At 36.1% G+C, this 12665-nt stretch carries 10 protein-coding genes; all 10 read right to left on the bottom strand.

Annotated features, from left to right (window positions below; translation table 11 throughout):
• Window positions 1-1155, bottom strand: a complete 1155-nt coding sequence (locus IGI71_RS08250) for a YhfX family PLP-dependent enzyme (RefSeq protein ID WP_430616324.1) — start codon at window positions 1153-1155, stop codon at window positions 1-3.
• 1 nt (window position 1156) lies between these two features.
• Window positions 1157-1510 carry a PRD domain-containing protein gene (locus IGI71_RS08245; protein ID WP_010748297.1) on the bottom strand — a complete coding sequence of 118 codons (354 nt, stop codon included), beginning with the start codon at window positions 1508-1510 and terminating at the stop codon, window positions 1157-1159.
• Between the two features lie 105 nt (window positions 1511-1615).
• Window positions 1616-2539 carry a GntR family transcriptional regulator YhfZ gene (gene yhfZ, locus IGI71_RS08240; RefSeq protein WP_010748296.1) on the bottom strand — a complete coding sequence of 308 codons (924 nt, stop codon included), beginning with the start codon at window positions 2537-2539 and terminating at the stop codon, window positions 1616-1618.
• A 4-nt stretch (window positions 2540-2543) separates the two neighbouring features.
• Window positions 2544-3647 (bottom strand): aminotransferase class V-fold PLP-dependent enzyme, encoded by a 1104-nt coding sequence (locus IGI71_RS08235; RefSeq protein ID WP_010748295.1) that lies wholly within the window; start codon window positions 3645-3647, stop codon window positions 2544-2546.
• Window positions 3648-3657: 10 nt separating this feature from the next.
• The gene (locus IGI71_RS08230) at window positions 3658-4530 is read right to left on the bottom strand and encodes a phosphotriesterase family protein (protein WP_430616323.1); all 873 of its coding nucleotides are present in this window, start codon (window positions 4528-4530) and stop codon (window positions 3658-3660) included.
• A gap of 13 nt (window positions 4531-4543) precedes the next feature.
• A complete protein-coding gene (locus tag IGI71_RS08225; RefSeq protein WP_086292346.1) occupies window positions 4544-5860 on the bottom strand; it encodes a YhfT family protein in 1317 nt (438 codons plus the stop codon).
• Between the two features lie 24 nt (window positions 5861-5884).
• Window positions 5885-6247, bottom strand: coding sequence for a DUF2620 domain-containing protein (locus IGI71_RS08220; protein WP_074535920.1), 363 nt, complete (start codon window positions 6245-6247; stop codon window positions 5885-5887).
• Window positions 6248-6468: 221 nt separating this feature from the next.
• Window positions 6469-8265, bottom strand: coding sequence for a histidine kinase (locus IGI71_RS08215; RefSeq protein ID WP_430616322.1), 1797 nt, complete (start codon window positions 8263-8265; stop codon window positions 6469-6471).
• Between the two features lie 66 nt (window positions 8266-8331).
• Window positions 8332-10374, bottom strand: coding sequence for a glycosyl hydrolase 115 family protein (locus IGI71_RS08210; protein WP_034857763.1), 2043 nt, complete (start codon window positions 10372-10374; stop codon window positions 8332-8334).
• A gap of 101 nt (window positions 10375-10475) precedes the next feature.
• Window positions 10476-12035, bottom strand: a complete 1560-nt coding sequence (locus tag IGI71_RS08205) for a glycosyl hydrolase family 28 protein (protein ID WP_430616321.1) — start codon at window positions 12033-12035, stop codon at window positions 10476-10478.
• Window positions 12036-12665 lie beyond the last annotated feature (630 nt).

Genomic DNA, 12665 nt, shown 5'->3' with positions numbered 1-12665 from the left:
TCACCTTCTAACTATATTTCCAAGGCTATCATATATACCTTCGACTTTTGGCGAGCCATTTTGAATACCTGAAACAACTGCTACATCACTTCTAGTAACAAAAATTTGTGTTCGAAATGCAGCGATAACGGTAGCTCCCACAGGGTGGGTGGATTCTGTTGAAAGATAATAATCAATATTTTCATTGCTAAAAGGTCGAACTCGGTCTTTTTTAACTGATTCCGAATTTACAATCAGGGCCGAGTCAAGATGTCCACGTCGATAATATCCACCACCATAAAAATAAGCATGATTATCTAAGTTATGCGATATTTCGCTCACATAAACCATAGCTGGATGTTCCGGTAACATCATCTTTGAATGTAATGGTGTAGTTCCAGTAAGTGCATGTCCGGGTTCGCCTTGTGTTCCCCCAATTTTTTTTATGAAAGGAATAGTTTCGTGACAAGTTGCTGACGGAATATTCACTTCTTTTATTACGATCCCTAACTCTTCAAAAATTTTTTTCGCTTGCTGGATCGTTTTCACATTATTGGTAGGTAATAACTTCGATTCGCCATCAAATAAGAAACAAGGAAAAGAGGTCACACCTTCAATGGTCACATGGTCTGTTTGTCTAACTAATTCAACAATTGAAAATAACTCGTTTAAATGAAATCCACCAAATTGCCCCTCGTAAATCTGATCATCAGATTCAATGATTTTTACTAGAATCTTTTGTTTTATAGTAAGCTCTTCAGCTGCTTGAATGATTTGTTGTAACGCCTCCAAAGAATAAACCGTGATATAATCAGTTCCGTAATTCATGATTCTAGTTAAAAGATTCCGTGGTATTTGAACTAAATGACCCACATTTCCTAATGGTAGATTTTGTTCCATAAGAATCAATGCTTCTTTATAATCCACGACCACCGCTTTTTTGATTCCCGAATCATGGATCTTTTGTGCAACTAATGGGTTGCGACCAAATTGCTTGGTCATATAAAACAAGTTTATTCCATGTGTCTTGGCATCTTCTGCTAAGCTTGCAGCATTTTTTTCAATCATATCAAGGTCCAAGACATAGGTATCTGGAAGTATTTTTCCTTCTTTATGGAGAGAGATTGCAGCGTCAACCAATTTTTGATTTCTTTGGATGGTAACATTCAAAAACATGTTATTCCTCCCTCAACATATTGATGATATGAAGATAAAAGTAATCAAGCTCAGCTTCAGCAAATTGCTTTCCTTTTGTCATTCTTTGAAGATCCTGCCATAATTCTTTCGAGTGAAGAAATTTTGGATCAGATTGGATTTCCTGACTGATAAAAGATTCGAGGTCATTTATCGTCTCATTTTGCTTTCGTCGTTGGTCTGCCATCGCTAGATGAGTCAAAAAGACATCCGCTTTTTTATCATTATCAATAATTTTTTGCTGTAATAAATAATCTAATACGCGCAAAACATACTCATAAGTATTTTCATCGATTACTTTTGAACTTAGTAATATTGCTAATTTTTCTCTAATCATCTAATCCCCCTATTTCACTCAAAACACAAAAACATATTCTATCAAGCAATGGATAAGAAACTAGGTTTCCTGATTGCCTGCCCTGGTATAAAACTGTAAATGAAATCAATACTGAGGAATTAAACGCCCTTCACAAACCTCTTTTTGAATAGTAAGAATTTTTTCTTTATCTACGCTTTTTTGGAAGAATGCTTTCATAGACGTTTCTTCCGTATGGGTAATGATAACGGAAGTACTCATTTCTTGCTCCATTTCACTTCCTTCTAATGGAACAGCATAGAGCCCTTGATGGTTTTTATCTCTAATTTCATCAAAATTCCAGATCCCAGCATCAATGCTACCATTTTGTAAAGAAGATACGATTTGATGCCCTTGCATTTCAACAAATTCAACTTGTGTCTCATTAACGACTGCTTTCGTTAATAATTGTTGGTCAATTGAACTATAGTCAATAGCAATCTTCATCCCTTTTTCAATTGACTTTTTTTTCTTGTCCCTAAATAGCAACACATGCTCACTAAGATAAGTATGTTGTCCAAAGTCCAATGTGATTTCAATCGGTTCTCCATTTTTTATTGCTTGATTTGCCGCAAATTTTGAAACAATTGCAAAACGATACGTTTTATTCAAGATTGATCGAACACGCTCTTTTGATCCTCGAATATATGCAAGATTTAATTTAATTTTATTTTCTTTGAAGGCTTCATATATTCCTGTTGCTAATCCCTCATATAGACGTGAATATGGTAAGGTCATTGTACCGAGAATCGTATCTGATAACGCATATTCTTGCAAAATATTATAATTAATTTCTTCTATAAATGTGCCCATATGACCGTGACTTTTAACTTTTATTGCATCAATCTCTTTTAAAAAACTCCAAGCATTTTGAACAGTCCCTCTGGCTACTTTATATTTATTTTGATATTCCGTAACACTTTGAACTCGATCGCCCTTTTTCTTTTGTAAAAGATCTGATGCTAAGTAGTTAACAATGATTCCTTTTTTCTTTAAAAATTCTTCTCCCATAGACTCACACCTCTTTTTCAACAACATCCATTGCCTGTTTTAAAATCCGCATGATCGTGTCTGCACCTGATCGATTGGGATTTATACGAATCATGAATTGTTCAGCGTCTGGATCAGCTGCTCTAAATGTGCCAGAAACCCGATAGACAAGTGGAGAGAACTCATATTTTGATTCTGCTCCTACTGGATTGGGTAAGGCACCAAAACTTGTAGCTTGTTCAATGACTTTTTTTGCAATTGGCTTTTTTAATTTGACGACAATTACCTTCGACTGAGCATTGATTAGAAATGCTTTTTCAATCCCTCCAATTTCTTGTTGATTGATTCGACCACAAACCTCTTCACTTACTTTTGCTGATATAGCCAATGAGACCGGTGCATAGATCAATCCTTTTAAAACGTCTATTGCTTCATGACCTTGAACCTGCCCACCACCAGAATAGTTGTCATTCTTCAGGCGTTGAATCGCTTTTTTCTCACCAACAATACAACCAATACCTTCAGGACCAAGCAATTTGAACGTAGAGAAACAAGATAGATTGGCACCGAATTCGGAACCTAACCCCTTAGTTTTTAGAGCCGAATAATTGTCATCAGTAATGATCTGGATAGTTTCATCAAACGATCGGATAAAGGCAATCAATGATTTTAAATCATAGGAATCATCAAATTTTTGTCTTGTTACTTGAATCAATATTCCGTCTACTTTATTATTCAAAAGTTTTTCTTTGACTTCCTCGAGATGATTGTAATCAGCAAAAATTGTTTTTAATCCTAACATCTCAATCGATACTTTTGACGTAGGATAGATTGGTGCATCATGAACCATTAAAGTTTTGTTAGTTCCTAAAAGAGAATATAATGCTAACCTAATGGCATTCGTACCAGAACCGCGTACAAGCATCGCAGCCTCAGCATTAAAAAAATCTGCCAAAACCTTTTCAACTTTTTGAGTAGTCCTCGGCTGATTTAACCCTTTTACAACACCAAGATCCCCTCGTGTTAGAATTTCTTCACCTGAGAAGTTTCTGGTTATAGCATCTACAAAGCGAAACTGCATTTGAGTCGCTTCTTCTATCGACAAACTTTCTAAAGGGAATGTCTCCATAATTTCGCTCCTAATTCATAAATATTCTTGGATTATCTCGTAGCATTTTATCGATAAAATTCTCAGATAAACCATTTTCAAGTGCAAGTGGAACAAATGTATCCAATAAATAAGAATACCCTATTCCACCTCGATATGCTAAATTTGACTTTCGAGTAATATCCATTGAAAGAAATACTTTGTCTTGATAACCACGTTTTTCAATCTCTTTTAGCATCTCTATTCTTAGCAGATCTGGTTGATAGTTCTCTTTTCCAATCGTGTCAAATTCTACATATACCCCTTGATCTAACATTCTTAAAATATAATCACTATTACCGGTCAAATCCACGTGTCCAATCACCACTTTATTTAAATCAGCCCCATGCTCTTTAAAAAAGTTTACTTGTTCATGGCCAAAGGTTCCCAATGTTGTGTGAGTCGATATAGGAACATTACAATGTTTTTGAGTGAGGACAGCAGCGATAAATATTTTTCTTTCTCGTTCAGTCATATGGTTTTTACTTGTCCCTATTTCACCGATAAGTTGTGCTTTGATACTGGTTTCCGCAATTCCATTTTCTATCTCATTTACCATAAAATCAGTCAACTCTTCAATCGTAGCTGACGTCACAAATTCAGGTAAAAATTTATCTTGGTAAAATCCTGTTGCTTGGACAATATTGATTTTAGATAGCTCAGATACTTGCTGAACATATTTGGGATTTCTTCTCATGTCCATATTTGTCAGGTCTACTATATTACGAACTCCCTTAGAATACAATTTTTTGTATTCTGAAACAGTCTCATCAAAACAATTTAAGTTCGTATCATCATCTTTCTTCAAACGTGAAAGATCGATCGTAGTATGTTCATGCATATAAGTTATACCGTCTAACAACATCACTTCAATCCTCCTAGTTTGCAACTATTGGTGCGAATAATCCCAATAAATACAAAATGTTGACAATAACGCCTAAACTGATTGCAGCAATAGGACCCACGGCTAATTCTACGACTGGTTTTTTCGCTTTTCTATTCAAAAGCATCAAACCGATGACCCAGAAAAAACCTATTCCTGGTGCAATTTGCTCAGATGCCATCGCTCCCCCAATTAAAAGAGCAACTTCTAATACTTTATTCATAGCTGTACGAATATGTTCACCCATTTCGCGTATGCCCGGAAATTTGTCAAGGGCTTTTGCCATTAAGGTCAACAATTGTACTTCAACAAACATTAGCAGTGCGCCCACTAGAAAAGCAACAAGAGGATTACCATTCAATAAGATTCCTGCGACAAATACAAAAGTCGTGCCAGCTGGGCTATACACACCTGTAACGATTGCAGTTGAAAAAACTAAGGGAATGAAGCCAATTCCACGAGCAAAAGCAGCTAATGCAGCTTCACTCATTTTTCCTTCTGAAAGCAAATTTAATGAAATAGGATCACCTGCAATAATCATCAAACTTGTTGATGCCGCCACTAAGCCCCCTGTAACGGATAACCATAACCAGTTCTTCTTAATACGATTCACACGTTCTAAAAATACACTTACAAGGCTTTCATTTGAGTTACTACCATCGCTTTTCACTTGAATGGCATAAACAATCATGAAGAGCATCCCAACAAGTAAGGACATTCCTTCTGCACTAAGTGTTAATGTTGCGCCATTTCCTAAATCAAATGTACCAAAACGTTTTACAACAAACAATGTTAAAAGCGTAGCGCTGAATGAAATCGCACCTTTTTTGAATCCATGTTGACTAGCGATTGCAATCGCTGGAAAAATACTAAAACCAATAACTACAGGAGCACCTACTTGCGAAAGTGAGTCCATAAAGTTCACCGGCATCATTGCAAAGAGATCAACAACCGCTTGGAGTCCAATAACTAATCCAACACCATAAATAGCTCCTACACTAGCAGCAACAATAACTCCGATTTTGCCTTCCGGTGCCCAAGATCCGATAATATCTGTCATTAATAATACACTATGGACTAATAGAATAGATGCACCTATTGAAACAGGAATGCCAAATCCAATGACTAATCCAAAACTTAAAGCAAAACTTGTCGCTGCAATTTCTTTCTTACCAATTTTTCCTTCTAAAAATTCCGGAATGATTGGCCTTAATCCGTCATTAAAAACAGCGATTCCTTTATTTGCTAACACTGCACAAAGTCCCCCTAAAAGTGCAATAGCAATTAATTCAACAATTTTCGACGATTCCATCTCTTTTCCCCCAAATTATATAATCTATTGTTTTTTTAGTTCGTCCATAATGATAGGTACTACTGCTTCTTTATGCTGAGCGGTAAATCCAAAAGCTTTTTTTCCTGAACTGACATGTTCTCTTATTTCAGATTCCGGCATCACTTTTCCAGGCATAGAAACAGTTACACAGTTATCATGGCCTAATAAAGCTAATGCCATTGCCAGAGCACCCCCACCACCAGTATTACATGCGCCGATGTAGTAGTCAGCTTGTTTATTTTTGACTGCCATCGCAGCATCTAAATCACTTTTGATAACAATCTCGAACTGATCATCACCAAACGTTTCGACTAATGCTTTCACCTCGTCCTTATCGATTTGACCGCCGATAACTATTTTTTTCATCACAATTTCCTCCTTACGAATGTACATTTTTTTGTATATTGATAAATAATCAATAATTACAAATTGATTGTAACCGGAGACACAATCAATTGCAAGCCCTTTCTAAAAATCATTTGAATGGAAGTTTGTTTCAACTCTGCCCTTTTTTAAAACTTTTTTATGAAAAACCTACTTCGCTTAGCGTATACTCACACCAAAAAAAGTAGGTTTCTTTGTTCCTCTTAGTCACTTATTCCTATATTTCTATTCTCGAATTCCTTGGGCAGTATAACTTTGACTGTTGTGTTGTCGTAGGCCTTAGAATGAATGCTGAGCGTTGCTTTTTTTCCGTACACAAGTTGAATTCTTGAACGGATATTTTCAAGCCCTAAACCAGTCGAATGGTTTGTAGAATCTTTGCTTTTTTCAAATCCCGGGCCATCATCACTCACAGCTATTTTAATGGTTGTTTCTTGGACAACAATTTTTAAAAGAATAGTGACAGGACGATCAACTTTTTCTACACCATATTTCACGGCATTCTCTATGAGAGGCTGTATGATTAGTTTTGGCATTCGAACCCGAAAGGCATCATCTTGGATATCGCTTTTGAAAATCAATCTGGTATCGAAACGGTTAGATTGGATATTAAGGTATGCTTGGATTACTTCCATTTCCTCTTGTAAAGACCAAAAAGAGTCCCCACTATCCAATTTATTTCGAAAGAGAAACGCTAAGGAAGTGACCATCTCAGAAATTTCTGTTTCGCCTTTGCCTAAAGCCATCCAATTGATCGAATTCAGTGTATTGTAAAGAAAATGTGGATCTAACTGAGCCTGAAGAAATTTATATTCCATTTCCTTAGTTAATAGCTTTGACTGATAATCGTTGATCACTAGTTCTTCGATTTGATGGATCAATTTATTAAAGCTCGCATATAAAACACCGATTTCATCAGAACGAATTGGACCGCTAGTTGACTGAGAAATAGTTTTTAAATCATTTAAATCTGCTTCCCCGTTGAATTTTTTCATTTGCTTTGCTAGACGATTAATAGGATCAATCAGACTTTGTAAGTAGCGTTTCCCAAAATAAATACTGATACTAAATACAAAAATGATTGTAATAATAATAAAAATTTCAGCTTTGACTAATTGTTCAACAAGCAAATGGTTCAGAATAAAGTAATAAAATGTAATTTCATTTTGACCTATTCTAGCATTAGCAGACATGATAAAGAATTTGTTCCCATTGATTTTTCCAATTTCATATTTATTCTCACGCCTCGCCTGCCCCTCCTTGGTTTGAATAAAAGGCAGAAAGCTTTCCTGTCCGTCCCAATTTGTTGAGGAAATCGACTTGCCATTGATTAAAACAAAGAAGTCTTCTCTTGAAAAGACAGGTGACTCTTTGAGAAAGTTTTGAATAAACATTGTATTAACAGAAATGACCACTGTCCCGATTGGTGCCATCTTTGAGCTTCCCCGAGTACTAAAAATTGTTTGAACAAACACCGATTCTTTTAGTTCTTTATCGAAATACCACGAGCCACTGTTAGCAGTTCTAGGACTCTCTTCTACGATTGATAGCAGACTTTTTCCGTCAAAAAAATTCTGATCATGAGAAGTAGTACCCGAAATTCGTTCATTTTTATTATTTAGAAGTTCAATTGATTTCACATTAGGTTTATCAGCGATTATCCAATTCAATTCTTTGAGGGCTTTTCGTTGAAGACTTGATAAGTCGGAAAGGGCTAACTCACTATTGATTGACTCTTCCAGAGCATTCTGTATTGTGGCGTTACGATGAATTTCTGTGGGAATCTTTGCAATCGTATTTAATTCATTTTCTACATTCATTGATAAAATCGAGAGTTTTTCCTGATTATTATTATAAATTTCAGTGGATAACATCTTAATAAAAAATAATCCGATAAAGAGGAGTAATAAAGTTACCACTAAAAATAAAACATAAAATAGAATGCTTAATTTGGTTTGATATGAAAGATCATGGTAAAATTCACGACATTTTTTTATCATGTACAATCCTCAGCTGTTTTATAATAAGAAAACTTGAAAAGCTAACACATAAGTCTATTTGAAAAACTAATTTCGTACATCTCGCAAACTTACTCTGATTTTTCTTGCTAACTTTTCATCCGTCAGCGCTTTTTTAGTATTTGAAAGCAACATAACTCTTGATTCAGTGGGATCCATAATATATTTTCTCTCCCACTGATCTTGATCTGGACCATCGCCAATGATGCGAATGTAAGACAACAGACTTTTGATCATCTCTTTTGTTAATGTTAGGTTGGTATATCCATCATTTTCATAAAAATCATACCATGTATCACTTGGATTTTCCTTTAGTATTTGAATTAGTTGATGGATTTCTTCTAACGCATCGAAAACTTTTACAAATACAAAGACCATTTCTTCCCGATCAAGCATCTGATAAGCGTCTAACAAATGGAGCAGTGCTTTTAACGTTTTGCATTGAACGGCTACTGAGAGGTAAATATCATTAAAAAAGCGAGCATTTTGCGCATGTTTATCCTGAAGGGATAATGTAATTTGCTGGCATCTCAGCAATAGATTCTCCCAGACTGCTATCTTTTCTCCTACTATAGAGAAAATTTCTGTGACTTGCTCCTTGATTTTTTTATCACCCGTCAACCATTCTATCCTCGGAATTTTTGTTTCTTGCTTGAGCCAGGATTGAATAATTTTTCGAATCAAATAACAGGCAAACTCGTCCCCAGCGGTTTGATCCTCATGTGTTCCATAGCGGATAACCGCTTCAAAGTAAGCTTCATAGACAGCTTGAATCTCTTCTTGCTGATCTTTATAATATTGTGTTACATGCTCTGAAATTATCTCTTGATTGGTTCGTAACTGATAATCTGCTCGCCAGAAATTCGCTATTTCTTGTAAGAACAAAATATGCGGTTTTATGTTGCCTGTATTGACTAAGACAAACTTATCCATCTTGACTTCTCTAACCGCCATTAGCTCTCTAGAAACAAATTTTGGGCTATTAGGCAAGATCGTCAAGAAATTAGATGCTTGTAAATCATGAAAGGCAACGTGATAATAGATTCCTCTTGATTGATTTGGTTTTGATGTGTTTGTTAACACCTCATCTCGTGGATCGTGATTTTCTTGTCTACGAGAAACCATTTTGCCATAACCATTATCCGCCCAAATCTCAATCACATCATCTGGAAGCTCAAGTAAGCCAAGATTAAATAATTCCGTCATCTCCCCATAAATGTTCATTGAGCATACTGCATGAGGATCGACTTCTTTAACCATATGATATTGTAGATGGACGATTTCGTTGATCACTGCTGCTTTTTCCGCTGCTGACCACTGTCGATCAAGATCTTCTGCCCAAAAAGGACAATCCCCTTGTCCACGAAAACCGAGTGTGTAAATAACGTTGGTACCCTTTTGCTCGTGTAAGGCTTTTTTCCATAATTCCTGAAACAACGCAAAATGTTCCTCGTATGAAGCCTTCAAACCAGGATACCTTCTAGCAAACATCTCTGCGCCTAGTGGCTCGGCATGATGATGTGTATAGATCAACCCCATCGCTTGCGCACTTTCTCGATGTCTATGACTGTTCTTATCTGTTCCAGGGATGATGACATTTCCGCCTAAACGTAACAATGTTTCATAAATACGTTCCCATACATATTCATTTGAACCATTATCTTCCCATTGATCCAGCAGCAACTCATCATTGACGAACCAGCCCCGATAGTCCGTTGCAAAATCAGGCAATGTTAAGTCAAAACCTGTCCATTCAATAAATGGCTTTTTTATTGGGGGAATCTCCATGAAATACCAAAAGGGTTGAACATCTAAAATTTTATGAGAGATTTCCAGAACCCCATACATTAATCCTAACGGCGTTTCAGCACACACTTTTACTTTATCTGGCGATACGAAAAGTATATGAAAAGCATCCGTTTCATTTTTTTCATCAAGTAAAACCAATTCAATTTCATTTGCCTTCCTCGTGTCTGTCACAACGGTTAAAATGTCACGCTGCAAGATCTCGCAAGCATGTCCAATCACTTCATTTTCCAACTGTTTTGACGTGACAGAAGTATTTTTCGAAATGAAAAATGTTGTTTCCATGTAATCCCCCGTTTCATTTTGTATAAACACTTTTTATCATTAAATCTTACAGACGAAATTTTAGTAACACTTCAGAAACAATTGATTTGCCTCTTTTCCTTTCACTCCTGTTCTTCGATCGATGGTTTTCCGCCATTTCTTAGTCTTACATTAGTAAGCGCTAATGTCTCGACGTTGTTTACTTGAATTTTTGCTTTTTGATCTGGACTATTGAATAGAATAATATCTTTCAAGACAATGTTTTTTAAAGAAGAAACTCTACTCCCTTTGCTAAATCCTTTTAAAAGAATGGATTTATTTGGATCAGTGATTTGGCAATGAACGAGCGAAATATTTTCGATGACCGGTAATGCTTTATCCGCTTTACCATCAGAATTATATGCAACTTCATGGATACAGCAACCATCAATTTGACAATTAAAAACTTCGATATTCCGAATAAACCCACCTCGGTTACCATGCGCTTTAATATCTAACCCATAATTTGTATTTTTTATGAGGCAATTCTCAATCAAAACATCATTTACTCCACCAGACATTTCACTACCAATTGCCATGCCATTACCACCAACCATCTCTAAATCAAAAATCCATATTTTTTCCGCTGGTATAGCAATTTCATTTCCTTCTGGGTTTTTTCCAGATTTAATAGCGATACAATCATCTCCAGTATCAAATCTCGTATCGAAGATCATTAAATTTTTGGAAGAATCTGGATCCCAGCCATCCCCATTATCAACACCACGTGATCTGATTAAAATATCGTTCGTCGTTACTGTATCGCAATAAAGTATATGGATTGTCCAACAAGGTGGGTTTTCGAATGTCACTTCTGTAATGTGAACGTTCTTACACTGAATAAGACTAAGAAGTCGACCTCTCGTCCTTCTTCCGGGTATACCATCAGATTCGTATTCTGGGTATTGCTCACTGTCTGAGTATATCTCTCGCATTGCATAACCAAGAGAGTTTCCTCCACCAACGATACGACCTTTGCCACAGATTCGTATATTTTGGCAGTAAATGTTCCTTCTATCTTCTGGATTTAACCACCCGGCATTAACCAAACTTCTGTAGCAATACATTTCCCATCCTTCGTAGCGAGAAAGGACTAATCCGTCTTGATTGAACTCGCCTGGACATTCAGAATCTGGTGAAATTGTATAGTCTTTTGGATCGAGACTGCCTTGTAAAGTCCCGTCTACTTGAAAGGTCATATCACTTTTCAGCTGCAATGCCCCTGACAACACTGTCGTTTTCTCTGGTATGAGGACAATTCCTCCTTTAGGACAATCATTGATTGCTTTTTGAAGACGGTCCGTTGAGCATTTTTCACCAGTGGGATCTGCAAAATATGGACTAGCGGTGACATCAATCACACTTTTTTTATCTAACGTTTTCACGTATAAAAGCTCAGAAGAAACAGTTTTGCCATTTTCTAAATTCGCAATGACTTGGAACTGATAATTGCATTCAGGCATCAAATTCTTAAATGTATAATGGGTTTTCTTTGCTTCTTGTGTCGCCACTTTCTTGCCGTTTTTAAAGATATCATATGTTGTAACCGCAATACCTGAGCGCTTACTTTTCCAAACGATCGATATCCGATCATCAGAAAGTGTTGCTGGTGCAAAACAAATGTTGAATTTTTCTGAACTCATTTAATCACCTTTCTGCTAGACATTTTTAGGCTTTTATCGCTTATATAATGAACCATTGTCAGGATCATCGCACTTGCAAACAAAAAATTGAAATAAGGAAAAAAATAGTATAGGCTAAGTAAAGTAAGAAAAAGGATAAATATGATCATCGTATGAGTGAAATATCGGAAACTGCGAAACAAACAACTTCTCAGTTGATTTTTCCAACTCAATCCGCATTCATTCATGGCTAATAGGTGTAAAATCGCTACTGAACTATACATCGATAACGACAAAAAAATTGGGACATAATAAATAAATTGATCTTGTGAAAAAACAATATAAATATTGATGATCAGTAACGAAAAAAGGAAGCTATAAAGTAATCCTCGTTTCACCTCTTTAAAGAAACTTTTTTTCCAAATCCATAAATATCTCTTAAAAGAGTTTGTGCTTTCAATTCCGCAAAACAAAGTCTTGATTGCTGGATACAGAAACAAGCTAGTAAGAATATACAGCCACAAAGTTTCAGGTACAAAGATAATATAAATGTTGAGGATGATCCAAGGCAGAATCGTCAAATTGAACAAAAAATTCAATTTGACGATCCGATAGACCCCGTCCATCAATGCACCGATAGTCGATGGACTG

Source organism: Enterococcus sp. DIV1279b (assembly GCF_050531515.1).
Classification (GTDB): Bacteria; Bacillota; Bacilli; order Lactobacillales; family Enterococcaceae; genus Enterococcus_D; species Enterococcus_D casseliflavus.
This window is presented reverse-complemented; position numbering and strand designations above follow the sequence as displayed.

Excerpts from the sequence above, each read along its gene's own strand:
- IGI71_RS08250 (WP_430616324.1), bottom strand. The coding sequence starts at position 1,155 with ATGTTTTTGAATGTTACCATCCAAAGAAATCAAAAATTGGTTGACGCT.
- IGI71_RS08245 (WP_010748297.1), bottom strand. The coding sequence starts at position 1,510 with ATGATTAGAGAAAAATTAGCAATATTACTAAGTTCAAAAGTAATCGAT.
- yhfZ (WP_010748296.1), bottom strand. The coding sequence starts at position 2,539 with ATGGGAGAAGAATTTTTAAAGAAAAAAGGAATCATTGTTAACTACTTA.
- IGI71_RS08235 (WP_010748295.1), bottom strand. The coding sequence starts at position 3,647 with ATGGAGACATTCCCTTTAGAAAGTTTGTCGATAGAAGAAGCGACTCAA.
- IGI71_RS08230 (WP_430616323.1), bottom strand. The coding sequence starts at position 4,530 with ATGTTGTTAGACGGTATAACTTATATGCATGAACATACTACGATCGAT.
- IGI71_RS08225 (WP_086292346.1), bottom strand. The coding sequence starts at position 5,860 with ATGGAATCGTCGAAAATTGTTGAATTAATTGCTATTGCACTTTTAGGG.
- IGI71_RS08220 (WP_074535920.1), bottom strand. The coding sequence starts at position 6,247 with ATGAAAAAAATAGTTATCGGCGGTCAAATCGATAAGGACGAGGTGAAA.
- IGI71_RS08215 (WP_430616322.1), bottom strand. The coding sequence starts at position 8,265 with ATGATAAAAAAATGTCGTGAATTTTACCATGATCTTTCATATCAAACC.
- IGI71_RS08210 (WP_034857763.1), bottom strand. The coding sequence starts at position 10,374 with ATGGAAACAACATTTTTCATTTCGAAAAATACTTCTGTCACGTCAAAA.
- IGI71_RS08205 (WP_430616321.1), bottom strand. The coding sequence starts at position 12,035 with ATGAGTTCAGAAAAATTCAACATTTGTTTTGCACCAGCAACACTTTCT.